General features: G+C 41.6%; 20 protein-coding genes and 1 pseudogene. 16 read left to right on the top strand and 5 right to left on the bottom strand.

All coding sequences use genetic code 11. The features are described from left to right. Nucleotide 1 precedes the first annotated feature (1 nt). The 8 genes from ACTNCH_RS04000 to ACTNCH_RS03965 all read left to right on the top strand — a co-directional run bounded on the left by ACTNCH_RS04000 (nt 2) and on the right by ACTNCH_RS03965 (nt 8,610). Nucleotides 2-1,318 carry a CDP-glycerol glycerophosphotransferase family protein gene (locus tag ACTNCH_RS04000; protein WP_441018854.1) on the top strand — a complete coding sequence of 439 codons (1,317 nt, stop codon included), beginning with the start codon at nt 2-4 and terminating at the stop codon, nt 1,316-1,318. After that, nucleotides 1,319-2,035 (top strand): IspD/TarI family cytidylyltransferase, encoded by a 717-nt coding sequence (locus ACTNCH_RS03995; RefSeq protein ID WP_441018852.1) that lies wholly within the window; start codon nt 1,319-1,321, stop codon nt 2,033-2,035. Then, nucleotides 2,020-3,099: an NAD-dependent epimerase/dehydratase family protein gene (locus ACTNCH_RS03990; RefSeq protein ID WP_441018850.1), complete on the top strand. Its 1,080-nt coding sequence runs from the start codon at nt 2,020-2,022 to the stop codon at nt 3,097-3,099. The genes ACTNCH_RS03995 and ACTNCH_RS03990 overlap by 16 nt, the downstream gene beginning before the upstream one ends. Nucleotides 3,100-3,180: 81 nt before the next feature. Then, nucleotides 3,181-3,987 carry a LicD family protein gene (locus ACTNCH_RS03985; RefSeq protein WP_441018848.1) on the top strand — a complete coding sequence of 269 codons (807 nt, stop codon included), beginning with the start codon at nt 3,181-3,183 and terminating at the stop codon, nt 3,985-3,987. 118 nt (nt 3,988-4,105) lie between these two features. Then, nucleotides 4,106-5,881, top strand: a complete 1,776-nt coding sequence (locus tag ACTNCH_RS03980) for an NTP transferase domain-containing protein (RefSeq protein ID WP_441018846.1) — start codon at nt 4,106-4,108, stop codon at nt 5,879-5,881. Next, entirely contained in the window at nt 5,871-6,743 is an 873-nt protein-coding gene (locus ACTNCH_RS03975) for an NTP transferase domain-containing protein (protein WP_441018844.1), read from the top strand. Before ACTNCH_RS03980 ends, ACTNCH_RS03975 begins: the two co-directional genes overlap by 11 nt. Nucleotide 6,744: 1 nt before the next feature. Beyond that, entirely contained in the window at nt 6,745-7,644 is a 900-nt protein-coding gene (locus tag ACTNCH_RS03970; RefSeq protein ID WP_441018842.1) for a phosphotransferase, read from the top strand. Nucleotides 7,645-7,665: 21 nt separating this feature from the next. Further along, nucleotides 7,666-8,610, top strand: a complete 945-nt coding sequence (locus ACTNCH_RS03965) for a DMT family transporter (protein ID WP_441018840.1) — start codon at nt 7,666-7,668, stop codon at nt 8,608-8,610. A gap of 333 nt (nt 8,611-8,943) precedes the next feature. Here the strand turns inward: ACTNCH_RS03965 and ACTNCH_RS03960 are convergent, their stop codons facing one another. The 4 genes and pseudogenes from ACTNCH_RS03960 to ACTNCH_RS03945 form a co-directional block, all read right to left on the bottom strand. Further along, the gene (locus ACTNCH_RS03960; RefSeq protein ID WP_441018838.1) at nt 8,944-9,459 is read right to left on the bottom strand and encodes a transposase; all 516 of its coding nucleotides are present in this window, start codon (nt 9,457-9,459) and stop codon (nt 8,944-8,946) included. Further along, complete coding sequence (locus ACTNCH_RS03955; RefSeq protein WP_441018836.1) at nt 9,344-9,922, bottom strand: IS256 family transposase; 579 nt, start codon at nt 9,920-9,922, stop codon at nt 9,344-9,346. Before ACTNCH_RS03955 ends, ACTNCH_RS03960 begins: the two co-directional genes overlap by 116 nt. 253 nt (nt 9,923-10,175) lie before the next feature. Beyond that, nucleotides 10,176-10,370, bottom strand: a pseudogene (locus ACTNCH_RS03950) (transposase); the annotation flags it as partial. 312 nt (nt 10,371-10,682) lie between these two features. Then, complete coding sequence (locus ACTNCH_RS03945) at nt 10,683-12,002, bottom strand: ATP-binding protein (protein ID WP_441018834.1); 1,320 nt, start codon at nt 12,000-12,002, stop codon at nt 10,683-10,685. Between the two features lie 309 nt (nt 12,003-12,311). Between ACTNCH_RS03945 and ACTNCH_RS03940 the strand changes: the two genes are divergently transcribed. Next, nucleotides 12,312-13,397, top strand: a complete 1,086-nt coding sequence (locus ACTNCH_RS03940) for a ComEC/Rec2 family competence protein (protein ID WP_441018832.1) — start codon at nt 12,312-12,314, stop codon at nt 13,395-13,397. Between the two features lie 20 nt (nt 13,398-13,417). On the opposite strand, the gene ACTNCH_RS03935 is transcribed toward ACTNCH_RS03940, so the two are convergent. Further along, nucleotides 13,418-14,872 carry a sugar transferase gene (locus ACTNCH_RS03935; protein WP_441018830.1) on the bottom strand — a complete coding sequence of 485 codons (1,455 nt, stop codon included), beginning with the start codon at nt 14,870-14,872 and terminating at the stop codon, nt 13,418-13,420. A 132-nt stretch (nt 14,873-15,004) separates the two neighbouring features. On the opposite strand from ACTNCH_RS03935, the gene ACTNCH_RS03930 reads away from it, so the two are divergent. From ACTNCH_RS03930 to atpH, 7 genes are all read left to right on the top strand, one after another. Then, complete coding sequence (locus ACTNCH_RS03930; protein ID WP_441014659.1) at nt 15,005-16,231, top strand: O-antigen ligase family protein; 1,227 nt, start codon at nt 15,005-15,007, stop codon at nt 16,229-16,231. Between the two features lie 102 nt (nt 16,232-16,333). Continuing rightward, a complete protein-coding gene (locus ACTNCH_RS03925; RefSeq protein ID WP_441014660.1) occupies nt 16,334-16,606 on the top strand; it encodes an AtpZ/AtpI family protein in 273 nt (90 codons plus the stop codon). A 15-nt stretch (nt 16,607-16,621) separates the two neighbouring features. Beyond that, nucleotides 16,622-17,038: a hypothetical protein gene (locus tag ACTNCH_RS03920; protein WP_441014661.1), complete on the top strand. Its 417-nt coding sequence runs from the start codon at nt 16,622-16,624 to the stop codon at nt 17,036-17,038. 51 nt (nt 17,039-17,089) lie between these two features. Next, entirely contained in the window at nt 17,090-17,848 is a 759-nt protein-coding gene (locus ACTNCH_RS03915) for a F0F1 ATP synthase subunit A (RefSeq protein WP_441014662.1), read from the top strand. A gap of 46 nt (nt 17,849-17,894) precedes the next feature. Continuing rightward, a complete protein-coding gene (atpE, locus tag ACTNCH_RS03910; RefSeq protein ID WP_158363459.1) occupies nt 17,895-18,173 on the top strand; it encodes an ATP synthase F0 subunit C in 279 nt (92 codons plus the stop codon). 46 nt (nt 18,174-18,219) lie between these two features. Further along, entirely contained in the window at nt 18,220-18,723 is a 504-nt protein-coding gene (gene atpF / locus ACTNCH_RS03905; RefSeq protein ID WP_441014663.1) for a F0F1 ATP synthase subunit B, read from the top strand. Continuing rightward, nucleotides 18,720-19,259: an ATP synthase F1 subunit delta gene (atpH, locus tag ACTNCH_RS03900; RefSeq protein ID WP_441014664.1), complete on the top strand. Its 540-nt coding sequence runs from the start codon at nt 18,720-18,722 to the stop codon at nt 19,257-19,259. Before atpF ends, atpH begins: the two co-directional genes overlap by 4 nt. Nucleotides 19,260-19,274 lie beyond the last annotated feature (15 nt).

Raw genomic sequence — 19,274 nt, 5'->3', positions numbered from 1 at the left:
TTTGAGAAAGAGAGTAAAATCATTCATAAAAAAATTGCCAGGAATGAGAAAGCTGGTTAAGAAAAACGAACTTTTGGAAAAAGAACTGAATGAAATAAGGTATACTTCTGTTTTGATCGCTAAAGAGGCGATCGACTACAGATTACAGATTAAAGAATTAAAACACGAAAAAATAAATGTTGTTTTTGTGTGCCACCGGCCAGCGGTATGGGAGTCTTTGCATAGTGTTTATGATGCTTTGAAAAAAGATGAGAAGTTTAATGTTTCAATAGTAGCAATCCCGAATAAAAAAGAGTTACCTAAATTGTGGCTAAACCATGAAAAATATGAATCTGAGGGGGCTGAAACATTTTGGCAGGAATATGGATGCATAGACGGCTACAATTATGAAACGGGTGAATGGTACGACCTAAAAAGATTAAAGCCGGATTATATTTTTTTTCAGCAGCCATATAATATTGCTCGTTGTGAAGCATACAAAAGCTGGAATGTAGCGCAATATGCTAAAATATGTTATTTAAACTATTTTAGCCCTGTTGGATTTAGTGAGTTTTATGATGAATGTACTCCTGCAGATTTTTTAAGGGATATTTCATTTTATTTCACACAAAACCCGAGGGATCATGAATACATACTTAATAGATACAAGAGTTTGGGATACAACAGCACGAAATGTATAATGAGTGGCTATCCGAGATATGACAGGTTGAATCAAATTAATAAAAATTCTGATATTTGGAAGGACAAATCACATAGTAAATATAGGATTGTATGGACACCACGTTGGACTACAAACGAGGGAAACTGCCATTTTTTTGATTACAAAGATGAATTGGTTAATTTTTGTTTAGCTAAAGATATTGAATTAGTATTTAGGCCTCACCCACAGGCTTTTTTGGAGTGGAATACTACAGGAGAGTTTACAGAGCGTCAACAAGAGTGTTTGAGAAAACAATATAAAGACAGCAAGAATCTTCATTTGGATGAATCATCAGAGTATTTAAGTATATTTTATTCGTCAGACTGTTTAATATCAGATCCTTCGTCTGTTGTCTATGATTACTTCCTGACAGGGAAGCCAATTATTTTTTGTGGAGGCAGTAAAGAAAATGATGATTTTGAATTATTAAAAGGAGGGTTATATGAGGCAAAAGACTGGAATATGGTAAGAGATGTGTTGGAAAAACTTGTGAGTGGCAGGGATGAATTAAAAGAAAAAAGAAAAGAAGTAACTAAAACAGCATACTATTTTAATGAAATGGGTGCAGGAAATTATATAAAAGAAATTTTAAAAATGAGTGGTAAGGGAGAGGTATAAATGTCTAATGTAGCGTTAATTATTGCAGGGGGTTCAGGCAATAGAATGGGGCAAAGTATTCCAAAACAGTTTTTGACAGTAAATGAGCGGCCAGTTATTATATACACATTAGAGGCATTTCAAAAGCATCCGGAAATAGATGCGATAGAAGTTGTATGTATTGAAGGGTGGCAATCTGTTTTACAGGCATATGCCAATCAGTTTAATATAACAAAACTCAAATACATTGTATCGGGCGGAAAAAATGGTCAAGATTCTATACGTAATGGAGTCTATGAATTGGAAAAACATTTTGACTCAAACGATATTGTTCTTATTCATGATGCAATTCGACCAATGGTTTCAGCAGATATTATTTCTGACTGTATAAGAGTAACTAGAGAAAAAGGTAATGCAATTGCGGTTATTCCGTGTATGGAGGCAATGATGCAAACAGAAAATGGAGAAGTTTCGGTTGGCAGTTATCCAAGGGAAAGGCTCAAGAGAACGCAAACACCACAAGGATTTCATATTGGGGAAATATGTGATTTGCATCGTAGAGCACTGAAAGCAGGAATTACAAATTCAGTAGCTTCTTGCACGTTGATGATAGAAATGGGTGAACAAGTACATTTTTCTATTGGATCTGAAAAAAATATTAAATTAACAACAGTTGAGGATATTGATATTTTTAAAGCTTTACTAATGGCAAGGCGATCAGATTGGTTAAAGGGTTGATTAAAATGGGAAGTTTTTATGATAGTAATACATATTTACAAGATTTGAATGTTGCTTTAAGCCATACTGTAGAAATAGAAGAATTAAAAAACTGTAAAATTTTAATTACAGGAGCAACAGGAACAATTGGTTCATTTATTGTGGATATGTTGCTTTATTTTAATGAAGTATATAATGCTAATATAACAATTTATATTGCGGGAAGAAATGTATTAAAGATGAAAGCAAGATTTTCTTGTATGAATGATACGCAGTTGATATATATGGAATACGATGCTCGAGATGTAATCCGTTTTGAAGTTAATGTTGATTATATAATTCATGCTGCAGGAAATGCACATCCATCCGCATTTAACGGAGATCCTGTGGGAACTATTATGGAAAATATATCTGGAACTTATAACCTTTTAAAGCTTGGAAAAAATTGTAATGCAAAGAGAATGCTGTATATTTCTTCGGGAGAAATATACGGTCAGGGAGATTTGTCATTGGAGTCGTTTGAGGAATCATATGCAGGATATATGGATACAATGCTATCTCGCGCTTGCTATCCTATTAGTAAAAGAGCAGCGGAAAATCTTTGTGCATCTTATACGAAACAATACGCATTAGAAACTGTAATTGTAAGACCATGTCATACATATGGTCCGGGGATGACGGAAACAGATAGTCGAGCACATGCGCAATTTATTAGGAATGTGCTTAAAAACGAAAATGTTGTTTTAAAAAGTGCAGGCAACCAGATGCGCTCATATAATTATGTTGCAGATTGTGCCAGTGCAATCTTGTCGGTGCTTATTAAAGGAAAAACTGGAGAAGCATATAATATAGCAAATCCGAATATCCGAATTACGATTGCACAACTGGCGAAAGCAGTTGCTGAGCAAGCTGGCAAAGAAGTAGTATTTGAAAATCCAAGTGAGTCAGATTTGGAGAATAGAACACCTATTGCAAAACAAGTTTTAAACACCAAAAAGTTGGAAAATTTAGGATGGAAGGCAGCATTTACAATTGATGAGGGTATAAAAGATACATTATGCATTTTAAAGGAAATAGAAAAATAATGGATACTAAAATGTTATGTTTATTATGCTTTTAAAATTTTGCAAGCACTTGTAAGGCACTAATGAGCGAAGGGAGAAAAATTGAAAAACTATATAGATGCATTACACAATGTTTTGTTAGAAATTCTAATTTATGTTACAGAGTTTTGTGAAAAAAATAATATAGAATATTGTTTAGTGTATGGAACAGCTTTGGGCGCATTTAGGCACGGAGGATTTATTCCATGGGATGATGATGTCGATATTGCAATACCGCGACGAGATTATAATAGATTTATTAACCTTATGGAACAAGAAAATGGATTGTACGATATTCAATATGAAAAAAATGAAACTAATTATTTCTTAACATTTGCCAAAGTTAGAAAAAAGGGAACATTATTTATAGAAAATATTGCGGATGGTCTATATAAAAACAATGGTGTCTATATTGATGTGTTTCCATTGGACAATGCGGATAATCCGAACTTATTAAGTACTCGAACAAAAAAGTGGTTAATTAATTATTTGAAACATTGCCTTAAAATAAAAAGCTGTCCGCAAGCTTTTAAAAGTAGTTATTCTAGGCCCAAATATATTATAAATCGTATTTTATCTGCGCCAGGAAGTTTGTTCTCAAATAAATTGTTACTGAGAGTGATACAAAAATTATCCATCAATCCTAATGAAGATTTAGGTTATATTGCTCAATATGATGAAAGTTCAGCGGCAGCTATAATGAAAAGAGAAACGTATTTTCCTTTCAAAAAAATAAAGTTCGAAGGTATAGAGATGTATGTTCCCAATAATGTGACTGCATATTTAGCTACACAATATGGTAGTGATTATATGGAGTTGCCTCCGTTAGAGAAACGGCATACGCATCTGCCTATTAAGGTAGAGCTATGAGAATAGTTATTTATGAATGAGCATTTATATAGGAGATAAAGAATACTACTTGAGTATTTTCATATTCAAGTAGTTATTTTTTATACTTGTGTTCAGAAAAACAAAAAGGAGTATGTACATGAACAAACAAGAAGGAGATATCTTAAACACATTGTATTTAGAACCATTTATAAACCAGCGAATTTTGGCGGAATTATCCGGTCATTCATTAGGAATTGTAAATCGTTCGCTCAAGGAGTTGGAAAGAGCAGGATATATAGACGATCAAATCAGACTGACTGAAAAAGCGAGGAAAGAGTTTGATGCGAAAAAACCAAAGAATGCGATTATTCTGGCTGCAGGTTTTGGTATGCGCATGGTTCCCATCAACACAGAGACACCGAAAGGCCTTTTGGAGGTAAATGGAGAAACCTTGATTGAAAGAACAATAAAGCAGCTCCATGAAGTAGGAATTCATAAGATCTATATCGTAGTCGGTTTCATGAAAGAACAATATGAATATCTGATAGATGAATACGGAGTTGAGTTGATTGTTAATGAAGAATACGCCACAAAAAATAACCTGCATTCTTTGAACCTGGCCCGTGAATACATTTCTAATTCCTATATCATTCCCTGTGATATCTGGTGCGACAGAAACCCTTATCGTAAACATGAGCTGTATTCCTGGTATATGGTCAGCGATCTGGTTGATAATGAAAGCTCTGTGCGGGTCAATCGGAAGATGGAGCTAGTATCGGTGCAGGAATCTGTAGGTGGAAATGCGATGATTGGTATCAGTTATCTTTTGGAAGAAGAGGCCGGAAGTGTCCGGGAAAAATTGCAGGAATTAAGCCAGAACAGGAAATATGATAATTCATTTTGGGAAGAAGCATTATACCGGAAGGGGCGTATGCTCGTGTCGGCCCGTGTGGTTCACGCATCCGATGTGGTAGAGATAAATACATATGAGCAGCTGCGTGAATTGGACAGCGATTCAAATCAATTGAAAACGGACGCCATACAGGTGATATGCAAGGCATTGGAGGCCAGAGCAGAGGAAATCACAGATATTACAGTTTTGAAGAAGGGAATGACAAACCGGTCATTCCTTTTTAGTTGCAAAAATAAGAAATATATCATGCGAATTCCGGGAGAAGGCACCGATCGTTTGATCAATAGAAGGCAGGAAGCGGCAGTATATCACACAATTGGAGACAAGCATATTTGCGATGATATCGATTACCTGAATCCGGACAATGGGTATAAGATTACGGAATTCCTGGAAAATGCGAGAGTTTGCAATCCATTGGATGTAAGTGATCTAAAGAAATGCATGAAAAAGCTCCGGGCTTTTCATGAGATGAAATTAAAAGTGGGGCATGAGTTTGATATCTTTGGTCAGATTGAATTTTATGAGCAGCTTTGGGAGGGGACGCCATCTGTATACAGAGATTACCAGAAAACCAAAGAGCATGTATTTTCATTAAAACGATATATCGAAAAATATGCCGGAGAAAAGGTCTTGACTCATATCGACGCTGTTCCGGATAATTTCCTTTTTGCGGAAAAAGACGGAAAGGAAGAACTTCGATTAATTGACTGGGAATATGCGGGAATGCAGGATCCGCATGTGGATATTGCGATGTTCTGCATTTACGCTTTGTATAATAAGCGGCAAATAGACAGACTGATAAATATCTATTTTTCAGAAGGATGCAGAAAAGAAATAAGAATTAAAATTTACTGCTATATTGCTGCGTGCGGCCTTTTGTGGAGCAACTGGTGTGAATACAAAAGAAATTTAGGAGTAGAATTTGGTGAATATTCGCTGCGACAATATCGATACGCAAAAGATTATTTTAAAATTGTGCGGGAAGAAATGGAGAAAGAGGGAATAAGGTATGAGATATAAGGTAGATAACGCAATCATTATGGCGGCAGGGACGTCCAGCAGATTTGCGCCGTTGTCGTATGAAAGACCCAAAGCACTGATTGAAGTGCGGGGTGAAATATTAATAGAGCGGCAGATACGTCAGTTAAAAGAGGCTGGAATAAAAGAAATTATATTGGTTGTTGGATACAAAAAAGAGCAATTCGAATATTTAGAAGAAAAGTACGGCGTGATATTGGTGGAAAATAAAGAGTATCTAGTAAGAAATAATAATTCCAGTATCTATGCGGTAAAAGAATATCTGAAAAATTCTTATGTGTGTTCCTCAGATAATTATTTTATGGAAAATCCATTTGAGACGTCAGTAGATGATGCATATTATGCAGCAGTCTTTTCCCAAGGTCAGACAAAAGAATGGTGTATGGAAGAAGATAAAGATGGATATATAAGCAACGTCACTATCGGAGGGGAAAATGCATGGTATATGTTGGGACATACCTTTTGGAGTGAGGAGTTTAGCAGGAAATTCATAGAAATACTGGAGAATATCTATGACCTGCCGGGTACGAGGGAACTTTTGTGGGAAAGTATTTTTATGGAACATCTGGATAAGTTGAAAATGAAAATACGGAAATATACCGAAAATTATATTTTTGAGTTTGATACATTGGATGAATTGCGTGAATTTGATACGAGTTATGTTGAAAATACAAGATCCCATATTTTGAAAAGTATATCCAAAGAATTGGAGTGCAAAGAGAAAGATATAAGGGAAGTACAGGCGGTAAAAGATGATAGTAATGAGGCAGTTGGCTGTAGATTTCAGGTGTTGGAGCAACACTTTGAATATAATTATGAAACTCAGAAGATAAGGAGAGTGTAAGATGGCAAAGGAAATAGTACAAAATGATTTGACAAAGGTAGCAGCCTTGTGTAAAGAAGTATTGGGAAAATCTTATGAGACCATAGAAAGGATGGGTGGTCTCACAAATCATACATATCATGTGAAACTCTATGATGGAAGTGAATATGTGGTTAGAATCCCTGGAGAGGGGACAGAAGAATTGATTGTTCGTGCGGATGAAAGAGTGAGCACGGAATTGGCCTGCAGGCTGGGAATAGACGCAAAATGTTTATATTTCGGACAAGACGGTTCAAAGGTGACGGAATATATAGATGGAGCTGTTACGATGTCTGCGGAAACACTGAAAGAGGAAAGACATATAGAGCAGATGGCGGCTATTTTTCAAAAACTGCATCAATGCGGAGCAGACACGGGAGTTCCATTTGAAGTATTTGATATGGCAGCGGGATATGAAAAAATTATTTATGATAATCAGGTAATGATGTATGATGATTATCAAGAAGTAAAATCAACAGTAATGAGCGTAAAAAAGAACGTTGATGACAAGCGTGCGATACAGAAAGTTCCCTGCCATAATGATGCCTTATGTGAAAACTGGGTGGAAGACAGCAGGAAAAGAATGTATCTGATTGACTGGGAATACGCAGGCATGAATGATGGATTTTGGGATTTGGCAGATGTGTCAATCGAAGCAGAGTATGGAGAACAGGAAGATAGGCTGTTACTTGCCAGATATTTGGAGAAGGAACCGACAAGTCTGGATTGGCAGCATTTTCTGGCCAATAAAATATATGTAGATTATCTCTGGACACTTTGGGCAAAAACAAGAGTACCATTTGATGGTCAGCCCATGGAAGATTGGGCTGCGGAACGTTACGCAAGATTAAAGAGTAACATAGAGGAATTTAAAAGTATTTAAAAGAGAAGAGGATAAAATTATATGATTTACGGAATTTTAGCAGGAGTAACCTGGGCATTGGAGACGATTATTCTTGGCGTAGCATTGGCAATGACGCCATTTGTTTCAACGGAACAGGCGGTGTTTCTGGCACCGTTTGTAAGTACATTTTTACATGACACTTGTTCCGCGATATGGGCCACGCTATACAATGGAGCTAGAGGCAATCTTAAAAATGTATGGAAAGCTTTTAAAACCAAAAGCGGAAAATTTGTTGTACTTGCTGCAGTTATTGGTGGCCCCATAGGAATGACAGGATATGTGATGGCTGTTAATTACATGGGAGCCTCCATCGGCGCAGTAGCCAGCGCCATATTCCCGGCCATTGGGGCTGTCCTTGCATATATTTTCCTGAAGGAAAAAATGCAATGGTATCGGTGGGTGCTGTTATTACTTACATTAGCGGGCGTTTACGGATTAAGTTACTCGCCGGAATTGGATATGTCTAATTTTATGCTCGGAGTTCTGGGAGCATTGATGTGTGCGTTTGGCTGGGGCATTGAAGCGGTTATTCTCGCCAAATGTATGCAGGAACCGGAAGTGAAAGATGAATACGCTCTGCAAATTCGCCAGACAACATCAGGCTTAACCTACGGAATCATAATTTTACCGTTCCTAAAAGGCTGGAGATTTACAGTTGCGTTATTCACAACCCACACAGGCTGGCTACTGCCGACAATTGCATTTGCGGCATTGTTTGCAACGATTTCTTATTTATTTTATTATAAAGCGATTGCTACAATTGGAGCATCGAAGGCAATGGCGCTCAATGTATCTTATTCAGCGTGGGCGATTGTGTTTACGGTAGTTTTGTTAAGAGATACCAGCGTATTGACGCCGGTTACTATTACTTGCGCAATCATTGTTATTATGTGTGGAATCTTGGCAGCGGCGGATTTTAGGGAATTGTTTGGGAAAAATAGATAGAGTGGATAGTGGACAGAGGCCATGGACCTGGGAGAGGCGGGGGATGGCCTCCGTTTTTTGTTGTATCAGCAATAAAATAAACCACCTGATATGGTGTGCTACCTGTCAAGAGAACAATGAAAAATAATAATTTTTTTTCCGTCAGCCTATTAACCGGCTGGCGGTATTTTTATGCGAGACTATGAGAAAATCTCTGTAAATTAGATTCTTCTATAATAATGAAGGGTGAGAAGCTTACAAATCAGGCTTTTCACCCTTGTTTTATATATAACAATTACTGCCAGGCATGTCAAGAGCAGGCGGCTGGCCGCCTGTCTTAGACTATGTTTTTACTTATTCTGGAAGTCGTCCTTCGTACATGATACTCAACTCCCCATAGACCTGGCCCCAGTCCCGGATGGTAGTTGTCCATTTCTTAGTAGCCTCAAAAGTGGCCAGATATAAGGCTTTTAACAGGGCTGTATCACTCGGAAATACGCTTCTCTGGCGATTCAGTTTCCGGTATGTGGAGTTCAGTGATTCTATCGCAGTTGTTGTATAAATGACCTTCCGGACAGTGGTTGAAAACTTAAAAATTGAAGAAACAGCATCCCAGTTGTCCTTCCAGCGTTTCATGGAATTCGGGTATTTCGGACTCCGTTTTTCAGTTACGCGGTCTAAAGCAGCCAGAGCCTTCTGCTCATCAGCAGCCTGATAGATGGTTTTTAAATCTGTAGCAAAAGCTTTCCTGTCTTTATCCGGAACGTATTTCAGCGTATTTCTTACTTGATGGACAATACACCTCTGGATATTCTGTCTTTGGAAATGCCGCCGAAATCGCTTCTTTAATGCCTGTAAGGCCGTCTGCACAGATAATCAGGATATCTTTAACCCCTCGATTTTTTAGTTCATTTAAGACAGAAAGCCAGTATTTCGCACTTTCATTGTCACCAATCGTGATGGTCAATACTTCCTTTTTGCCCTCTGTGTTAATGCCCAGAATTACATAGGCTGCAAGTTTACGAATCACTCCGTTGTCCCGCACAGAATAGTGGATAGCATCAATGTAAAGAATCGGATACACGTCGTCTAGCGGTCGATTCTGCCAGTCTTCAATCTGCGGAAGTATCTTATCTGTTACATCAGAAATAAAACTCTCAGATGTTTCAAATCCATAGATATCTTCAATCGTTTCCGAGATTTGGCGTGTAGTCATTCCTTTGGCATACATGGAGATAATCTTCTGGTCAATGTCAGAAATATCCTTCTGACGCTTTTTGACAACCTGTGGTTCAAAGGTTGATTTTCGATCCTGTGGTACTTCGATTTCCATAGAACCATACCGGCTGTTTACCTGCTTGCTGCTCATCAGCAGCCTGATAGATGGTTTTTAAATCTGTATCTTCAATCGTTTCCGAAATTTGGCGTGTAGTCATTCCTTTAGCATACATGGAGATAATCTTCTGGTCAATGTCAGAAATATCCTTCTGACGCTTTTTGACAACCTGTGGTTCAAAGGTGGACTTTCGATCTTGTGGTACTTCGATTTCCATAGAACCATACCGACTGTTTACCTGCTTGCGTTTATAGCCGTTTCGATAATCGTCGTTGTCAGAACGCTCGGATTTCTCATATCCAAGATGGTCATCCATTTCTGCTTCCATCATTTCCTTGATGGTGCCGCCAAGAAGATCTTTAAGAGCATCCTGGATATCTTCAGCAGTCTCAATATCGTATTCTTCGAGAAGCTGACGAATGATATTTCTTTTTCCTTCTGTCATTTCAACTCTGTGAACAGGTTTCTTTTGTTTTGCCATAATAAAAGGCCCTCCTAATGATATTTATTTTATCATAGAAGAACCTTGTGATGGTTATTTTACAGAAAAAGTCTCGCAGGCTCAAGAAAGTGAAGAAGAATCTTACAAAAGCCAATTACTATTATTGAATCATGGTTTCTTGACGCAAGAATATTTACCGACAGATGATTTCCCGTCTGCCGGTGAATATTCATTTTACAACAAACAGTCGTGCCACTCCTCGAACTCATACTGAGAGTAGAAAATTGTTGAAGATTTCTTGCGTCTCCGATGGAGTTACAGTTCGGTTAGCAGGAATGCCATATACAATGGCAAGGTCAGGAGTTGTTCGGTACGCCCGACATTGTAGTCCCCAAGCTTAATTGCATGGTAGACGTGATACTTTTCCGGATGGCGCAAAATCGTCTTGGTGCTTTTGGTATTACCGGTTGCTGCCTTGACTTCAATCAGGGTACATTCTCCCTGATATCGGATTACAAAATCTATCTCCAGTCCACTGTCCTTATGGAAATAATATAACTTACGTCCCATCTTTCCGAAAATGTCTGCAATCAGATTTTCAAAGATTGCGCCTTTATAGCCATGGAGGTTACCTCGTAGGATATCGAATTGTGTACCATCCTCCAGCATACTGACAAACAGGCCGCAGTCTCGCATATACACCTTGAATACATCTTCTTCAGCATTTCCATCCAGAGGCAGTTCTGTAATGGACAGGTTGTAGGCACGGATAATAATCCCGGCGTCTTCGACCCATTGCAGGCTTCCGGCATACTTTGATGAGGTAGATCCTTTTTTAACAACGGAATACTGGAATTTCTTGTTTTCCTTACTGAGCTGTTTCGGAATGGACTGGAAACATTCTTTGATCTTTGATTTATCTTTCTTTTCTGCATACTTTACCATATCATCCTCATAAGAGCGGATAATATCGCGCTGAATCTGCAGTACCTCATCCATCTGTTTTGTATTCACAAAAGTCTGTACAGCATCCGGCATACCGCCGACAACCGTATATTGTAAAAGCAGCTGCTTCATGCGGTTATGCAGGGCTTCCGGGACTGGGACTTCTTTCTGCAGGCATTGTCTCAGCATATCGATTACCGGGGAAGTAATGCCATTTGCCCATAAAAACTCCTCAAAATCCAGTGGATACATATCAATGACTGTTTCGGAACCGACCGGAACAGATTTCGGTTCCTTCCCGTATCCCTTCACTCCCAGTAAGGAACCGGTGCCGATGACATCATAACGGCCGTCAGTCCGGAAGAACTTTAGTGCGGTTCGGGCTTCCGGGCACTCCTGGATCTCGTCCAGAACCAGTACCGTATTGCCGCTTTCAAATACGGCTTCGCTGCCTAACAGGGCGGACAGCATCATCACGATCGTATTCACTTCCAAAGAGCCGGAAAAAACAGAAGCATAGTCCGGATTTTCAAAGAAGTTTAGGTATACAACATGTTCATAATTTTTCTTTGCAAAATCAAGAACAGAAAAGGTCTTGCCACATTGCCTGCAGCCCTTAATGATCAACGGTTTATGATTTTCTGTGTTTTTCCAATCAATCAGTTTTTGTTCCATTTTCCGCTTTAACATTACAACTTCACCTCCATGTTTATTATATTATAATTTGAATATGGAACTTTTTCAAGGGAGTTTGAAAACAAAATATAAACTTTTTCAAACGACTTTTCGAAAAAAATACATTTTATTGTACACGTTATTCGCTGTAAAAAGTCTGCATTTGCGGAAACTCGTCGTAATTTTTGTGATAGAGTGTTATACTATATTTGTATTATATGGAGGCTTTGGAACATTGTATGTTTGTCAGCAGTTAAGTACCATTCCGGATTTGTGTGTTTATTATTACAAGGCTTAGTAAGAAAAATGAGAGGGGAATTACATATGCGCAGATTTTTTTTGCCTGTTGGTCAGGGTGCGTTTTATCTGGAACGATTTGATAAGAGAACTTTTGGAACAGACGCGGTGATAATCTATGATTGCGGTTCTCTGACAGGTGTAGATAGGGTGAAAGAGCAAATTGAAAATTGCTTGAAGAAGGATGAGAAGGTAGATGCAGTATTTTTGTCTCATCTGCATGCAGATCATATCAATGGGCTTCCGTATTTATTGCAGCATTGCGATGTAAAGAAGATATATTTTCCGCTTGTGACCGCGGCGAACCGGCAGGTGTTGCGCATGGATCAGATAATAAAGGGCAAGGATAAGTTTACAAATGATTTTATAGACGATCCATATTCTGCAGTGAAAAAATACGCAAGAGAAAGTATGCCGGAGCTGGTACTGGTACAGGCGGCTGGAGACCAAAATTCGATCGATAATATAAGCTTAAATATGAATCGAAGAGTTGTACCGTCCGGCGCGAATGTGGCAGAGGATATCTGGGGAAAGGCGAATAAAAAAATCCCATGGGTATTTGTGCCGTATAATTTCGAAGTGGATAGTAAAGCGCTGAAAATTATGGAACAATTGAGAAACGAAGGGATCGGAATAGAAACCGTAGACGATATTGACAGGGTATGGCGAAACGCAGGCGCAGATGTAAGAAAGAGAATAAAGAAAATTTTCGGTGTAAGACAGGAAGTGAACATTAACTCGATGGTCCTGTTTTCGGGAGAAACTGCGAGAACGATGAGACAGAAAAGGGATGCTGAAAACGATGGAATGCCATCAGGATGTTTATATACGGGAGATTATAATGCGAAAAGTGAAGCAGAGTGGAGAACGCTGAAAGAAAGTTATAAAAAATATTGGGCTCATGTCGGATGTGTTCAAATACCTCATCATGGATCAAAATACAGCTTTAATAAAGAATTTTTAAAACTTAAACATTGTTGTTATATTGTTTCCGCAGGAAGTGTCAATAAATTTGACCATCCTCATGCGGAGGTTATGAAGAGCTTTCTCATAGAGAATAAGCAATTGTATCTGGCGTCAGAGATAAATGGACAGACTCTTAAGATTTATTGAGAAAAAGGAAGGGCCCGGTATTATACCGACCCTTCCTTTTTAAATACAACCAATAGGGTTTTAAACAAAATCTTAATGTCCAGTCCGATACTCCATTCACTGATATATTGGGTATCCAGCTTCACGACCTCCTCAAAGTCGGTAATATCGCTTCTTCCGCTGACCTGCCACATGCCGGTGATGCCGGGCTTGATGGCCAGGCGGGCGCGGTGGTGAAGCTCATATTCGCTGACTTCGCCGATGAGGGGCGGGCGGGTGCCGACGATACTCATGTCGCCCTTGAGAACGTTGAAAAACTGGGGAAACTCATCCAGGCTGGTGCTGCGGATGAAGTTGCCGATACCGGTTTTGCGGGTGCCGTCCGGAAGGATTTTATTTCCAATGACCCGGGGATCAAAATCCATCTTGAACATCTTGGCGTCGCCCAGCTTATTTTCCTTCATGAGGGCGGCTTTTCGCTCTTCGGCGTCCAGATACATACTGCGGAATTTGTACATCTTGAATTTCTTTCCGTTTTTTCCCACGCGCTCCTGAGAGAAGAAAATAGGACCCGGAGAGCTGATATAGATAGCCGGAGCCACAAAAAGAAATACGAGGGCAGTCAGCAGACAGCCCACGAGGCCACCGACGATATCCATGGCGCGTTTGGCAAAAAGCTGTCTGGCGGAAACAAAATTCATGCTGGTGGTAAGTACGGTATAGTTTCCAACCTTTTCCACAAGCTGCTTCTGACCCGGAATGCTTAAGCCCTGTGCCAGATTCAGGTGGACTGTGACGCCGGATTCGACAAATTTGTGTACCAGATCCCGAAGAATGGCGTCATCCTTTGCACGGGGAAGAATCAGAACCTCGTCAATCCATTCCTGACATACGTACATAGGTGCGTCTTCCGCGCTGGATACCACGGGAATCCCTTCGATATCCTGACCGGTCAGGTCACGATCCAGGATGACGACGCCGGACAGGGTAAACATTTCGTAATTATTCTCTTTCAGGTTTTGCAGTGCTTCTGCGGCCCCCGCTTCATTGGTGACAATCAGCAGGGAGCGATCGCCGCCGCTTACCATACGTCGTCGCAGAATGGTTTTCCATATCTGTCGGACCGTGTAGGTAAGGATAAAATAGATGACAAACATGATACCCAGCATCAGGCGGGAATATTCCTGGGCGTCCTGTACGAAATACAGATAAAAAACGCACAGGGCGCTGACGATGACCACATGCTTCAGAGTCTCAATAAATTCCACGTAGATCCCACGCTTCAGGACGTTTTTCAGCGTTTCAAAAAAGAAAAGCGCAACTACGTCCGCAAAAACGATAAATACCGCCATGTTCCGGTACAGGACGATGGCGTACGGGTTTCCGTTTATTCCCCGGATTGTATATGCAAGAAGAAAGGCAATCTGCAGACAGAGCATATCCAGCAGGATAAAATCATAATGCTTAAACCACCCGGTTGATTCTTTTTTGTACATGGTACAGGTAAGTTCCTCTCATATAAACATAATTTGTAAAGATAATCCTCTTTGTATCATAAAAGATTTTGCAGTGCTTGTCAAATAATAAGTAACTGGGATATAATAGATAAAATAAGGAGGAAATTTCAGATGAATTGGATAAAAGAACAAGGGCTGGACTCCTGGCTGTTCCGCGGCGCGGTGGCGTTGATGCTATTGTTTCCGGCGTGCTACAGTCCTTACACAGATGTGTATCAAAGCGCTTATTACGGTGGATTTACATGGGCTTATTTTCTTATTGTTTTGTATATGGGCGTTAAAATATGGAAGAATAAGGGGAAATGTTCGGCGATATCAGTGGCAGGTATCCTGTATTTTGTCGGACTGCTGCTTTATAATGCGCTGTCCCTGTATTACAATCACAGATATCTGCACTGGTACTGGGAGGAGATCAACAATACGGTAGCGTTTCTGTTTCTGGCAGTGCTGGCAGGCGGTGGGGAGGAAGCAGAGGAAAAATGGAAGGGAAATATCCGTTTTCTGATGTATTGCATCATTCTTTCCAATATAGCAAGCCTTATTTATTATAAGATGGGATATATCCGGCTTCTGATCTGCAATAATCAGTTTGTATGTTACAGTCTGCCGGAGGATTTTTACGAGACGCGGCATTATTGGATATACAGCCATAAAAGCGAATATGCGCTGATGCTGGTGGCGTTTATCGCTTTGCTGGTGGCCTATCGGAAGTTATTTCAATCGCAGCTTGTATTTGCCGGAGGCGTTGCGGTGCTGCTGTGCTGTCTGTACCTGACGCATTCCTGGACCGGTATCGCCGGCGTATTCCTGATCTTTGCAGGCTATGCGGCAGATCAGATTAACTGGAAAAATTTTCATTTCCGGGTCTGGTACCTGGCGGTTCTGGCCGCGTTTGGATATGCAGGCTGGAAAGTGGCGGGTGACGTGCTGGCAGAACGGAATATCTGGACGTTGGGCGGCAGGACGATCATTTGGAAAGGCGTGTGGCAGAACGGAATTCTGAGATATCCCCAGGGCTGGGGACTGCGCTTTGGAGAGTCGGCCATTGATGTGGGCGGCTGGCTGGTAAATAACGGTCACAACGTATTCCTGAATCAGATGCTCCGGTTCTCCATTCCTGTCGGGATTGTTTTTACACTGCTTTTCCTGGGAATTGTCATTTACACGCTGGTGAAGAGCCGCAGCTTCCTGATGGCCGGTACCTGGATTGCGCTGCTGGTTCTGATGAATATGGACTATGCTCTGATGAGCACAGAGCTGGCTCTGCTGCTGTTGATTGTGTGGCTGGTGAGCAGGTACAGAAGCCCCATTTTTAATAGGAATAAACAGGATTTCTAAATGTTAAAAATCCATAAAAAAATTGACTTGAGCCCCGGGAAATAGTAATATCAAAAGTGTGTATACAAAGAAAAACGCAAGGAAAGAACGGAGAATCGGGAAATGAAAGAGATGAAGTGGTGGATGGATATTGTGAAAAATCTGACCCTGCTGACCCAGTTCAGCTTCACTCTGGTGACGCCGCTTCTGATGTGTTTGGGACTCTGCTGGCTGCTCTGCGCGAAGGCGGGACTTGGCGGCTGGGTCTATATCCCGGGATTTTTCTTTGGTCTGGGAGGCTCCGGAATGGTGGCCTGGAAGCTTTACATATCTGTGACGGCGAAGGAGAAGAAGGAAGAACGGAAAAAGCACCTTTCCTTCAACCGGCACGAGTAGAAAAGGTGGAATGATATGAGTAAGATTTGGGACGGAATGCAGCCCGCGATCAAAGAGGAGACAAAGCATGTGATGCTTTACACGGTGGTGGGCCTGGTCCTCATGTGGCTGGCGTTTCTGGTGTTGCATCTGTGTATGCCGGAGAAGGTATCGTTTGATTATAGGGTGATTCTCGGCGGTCTGGGTGGCGGCACGGTTGCCGTATTGAATTTTCTGTGGATGGGTCTGATGGTACAGAAGGCTGCCGCGAAGGCGGGCGATCAGGACGCGGTCAGAACCCTGGTAAAAGGAAGCTATTCCCAGAGAATGCTGTTTCAAATGCTCTGGATAATTATAGCGATTGCAGCTCCCTGTTTTCATTACGCGGCGGGTATTATCCCGCTTCTGTTTCCGGGAACCGGAATCAAGATTGCGGGGATTTTGAAGAAATAGGGCAATCAAATTGGAACTGTTGGAATTTCAGAAGATAGGAGGTGAAAATGCATGGAGGTGGATATTTCAGGCGCAAGAGTCTTTTTCACCATACCGACGAATATTCCGTTATTGGGAGATCTGCAGATCAGCGAGACGCTGGTGGTAAGCTGGATTGTCATGGCATTGATTACGGGACTTTGTATCTGGCTGACCCATGATCTGAAGGTGGAGAAGATCTCCAAACGTCAGGCGGTTGCGGAGATGCTGGTAGAGATGGCCAATAAATTCGTGATCGGAAATGCAGGGGAAAAGTTCCGGAAGCTGATTCCCTTTGTGGCGGCACTGTTTGCGACCAGCGTGGTCTCGAACCTTATCAGTTTAATTGGTCTTCGAAGCCCGACGGCGGATCTTTCCACAGAGGCTGCCTGGGCGATCGTGGTATTCATTATGATTACCGCCCAGAAGATTAAGACAAGCGGTATTGGCGGGTATCTGAAGGGTTTTACGACGCCGATTGCCGTCATGACGCCGTTCAATGTGCTGTCTGAGCTGGCTACGCCGATTAGCTTGGCCTGCCGTCATTTCGGTAATATTCTTTCCGGCGTGGTTATCAACGCGCTGATTTACGGAGCCCTGGCTCTGGCCAGCAGTAAGCTGCTGGGACTGCTTCCGGGTGTGCTCGGAGGTGTGCTGTCGCAGATCCCGATCCTGTCGGTAGGTCTCCCGGCGATTACGTCGGTATACTTCGACTGGTTCTCCGGCGTGATGCAGGCATTTATATTCTGTATGCTGACGGTGATGTATATCGCCAATGCGGCAGAAGAATAAAACGAAATCATTTAAAAACTAAAAACCATTTTAGGAGGAAATTAATATGGAATTTCAGTTACTTGCAAAAGGTATCGCATTAGCAGGATGTGCAATTGGAGCAGGACTGGCGCTGATCGCCGGTATCGGACCTGGTATTGGAGAGGGTAACGCCGTATCCAAGGCCTGCGAGGCTATCGGACGTCAGCCGGAGTGCAAGGGCGACGTAACCTCTACCATGCTGCTTGGCTGTGCTATCGCAGAGACCACAGGTATCTACGGTTTCGTAACCGGTCTGCTTCTGATCTTCGTTGCGCCGGGTATGTTCATGAACTTCCTGGGATAATCCGCGTTACGTTGCCGGATCATTAGAAAATCAGGAGGTTACAGATATGGATGTACAGGAATTAGTTGGTCTTGTGCCGTGGACGTTTGTCGCGCAGATTTGTAACCTGTTTATTCAGGTATATCTGATCAAGCGATTTCTGTTTAAGCCTGTAAATGAGATGCTCGAAAAAAGAAAGGCTCTGGCGGACGCCCAGATTCGTGAGGCCGAGAAGGCAAAGGCGGACGCGGACGCGATTAAGACGGAGTACGAGCAGAACATGAAGGAAGCGAAGGAGAAGGCAAATGAGATCCTTACCACCGCCCAGAGAACGGCGGCGCTTCAGAGTGAAGAGATGCTGAAGGAGGCTGCTTCCCAGGCAGCAGCCCTCAAGTCTAAGGCAGAAAGCGACATCGCCCAGGAGAAGAGAAAAGCGGTCAATGAAATCAAGGATGAAATTGGCGGCATTGCCGTGGAGATTGCCGGAAAGGTAATCGAGCGGGAGATTAGTGAAGAGGATCACACGAAACTCATTGACGAATTTATCGCGAATGTAGGTGAGGCATCATGACACAGTACGCCAGATTGTATGGCGGCAGTCTCTATGACCTCGCTGCCGAAGAAAATCTTACGGACGTCATCTGGGAACAGATGAAGGAAATCCGGATTATTTTCCGGGAAAATCCCGATTATGTGAAGCTGCTTTCCGAGCCCTCCGTTCCGAAGGGCGAGCGGACAAAGCTTATCGAGGAAGCCTTTGGCGGCCAGGCAGAGCGTTATTTGGTGAATTTTATGAAACTGCTGTGTGAACGGAATCTTCTTGGAGAATTCGCAGGCTGCTGCGAAGAATTTACACGGCGTTATCACGCGGAGCATGGAATCGCGGAAGCGGTGGTGACCAGTGCGGTTGCCTTAAGCGATGCCCAGCTTGCAGCCTTGAAGGACAAGCTTCAGAAGCTCAGCGGCAAGACCGTGGAGCTGGTACAGAAGCTGGATGCTTCTGTGGTGGCGGGCCTGCGTGTGGAACTGGAAGGAAAGCAGCTTGACGGAACGGTTCAGGCCAGAATGTCAGGAATTTCCAGAAAATTGAACGAAGTAGTAGTGTAAACCTAAAAAACTGTT

It is taken from the genome of Candidatus Merdisoma sp. HCP28S3_D10, assembly GCF_052065835.1.
GTDB lineage: Bacteria > Bacillota > Clostridia > Lachnospirales > Lachnospiraceae > Laedolimicola.
Note: the sequence above shows the minus strand (reverse complement) of the source record. Positions and strands in the feature narration are given on the sequence as shown.

What these genes read in the sequence shown, in the direction of transcription:
- ACTNCH_RS03995 (WP_441018852.1), top strand. Translation starts at nt 1,319, where the DNA reads ATGTCTAATGTAGCGTTAATTATTGCAGGGGGTTCAGGCAATAGAATG.
- ACTNCH_RS03980 (WP_441018846.1), top strand. Translation starts at nt 4,106, where the DNA reads ATGAACAAACAAGAAGGAGATATCTTAAACACATTGTATTTAGAACCA.
- ACTNCH_RS03975 (WP_441018844.1), top strand. Translation starts at nt 5,871, where the DNA reads ATGAGATATAAGGTAGATAACGCAATCATTATGGCGGCAGGGACGTCC.
- ACTNCH_RS03970 (WP_441018842.1), top strand. Translation starts at nt 6,745, where the DNA reads ATGGCAAAGGAAATAGTACAAAATGATTTGACAAAGGTAGCAGCCTTG.
- ACTNCH_RS03965 (WP_441018840.1), top strand. Translation starts at nt 7,666, where the DNA reads ATGATTTACGGAATTTTAGCAGGAGTAACCTGGGCATTGGAGACGATT.
- ACTNCH_RS03955 (WP_441018836.1), bottom strand. Translation starts at nt 9,922, where the DNA reads ATGGAAATCGAAGTACCACAGGATCGAAAATCAACCTTTGAACCACAG.
- ACTNCH_RS03945 (WP_441018834.1), bottom strand. Translation starts at nt 12,002, where the DNA reads ATGTTAAAGCGGAAAATGGAACAAAAACTGATTGATTGGAAAAACACA.
- ACTNCH_RS03940 (WP_441018832.1), top strand. Translation starts at nt 12,312, where the DNA reads ATGCGCAGATTTTTTTTGCCTGTTGGTCAGGGTGCGTTTTATCTGGAA.
- ACTNCH_RS03935 (WP_441018830.1), bottom strand. Translation starts at nt 14,872, where the DNA reads ATGTACAAAAAAGAATCAACCGGGTGGTTTAAGCATTATGATTTTATC.
- ACTNCH_RS03930 (WP_441014659.1), top strand. Translation starts at nt 15,005, where the DNA reads ATGAATTGGATAAAAGAACAAGGGCTGGACTCCTGGCTGTTCCGCGGC.
- ACTNCH_RS03925 (WP_441014660.1), top strand. Translation starts at nt 16,334, where the DNA reads ATGAAAGAGATGAAGTGGTGGATGGATATTGTGAAAAATCTGACCCTG.
- ACTNCH_RS03920 (WP_441014661.1), top strand. Translation starts at nt 16,622, where the DNA reads ATGAGTAAGATTTGGGACGGAATGCAGCCCGCGATCAAAGAGGAGACA.
- ACTNCH_RS03915 (WP_441014662.1), top strand. Translation starts at nt 17,090, where the DNA reads ATGGAGGTGGATATTTCAGGCGCAAGAGTCTTTTTCACCATACCGACG.
- atpE (WP_158363459.1), top strand. Translation starts at nt 17,895, where the DNA reads ATGGAATTTCAGTTACTTGCAAAAGGTATCGCATTAGCAGGATGTGCA.
- atpF (WP_441014663.1), top strand. Translation starts at nt 18,220, where the DNA reads ATGGATGTACAGGAATTAGTTGGTCTTGTGCCGTGGACGTTTGTCGCG.
- atpH (WP_441014664.1), top strand. Translation starts at nt 18,720, where the DNA reads ATGACACAGTACGCCAGATTGTATGGCGGCAGTCTCTATGACCTCGCT.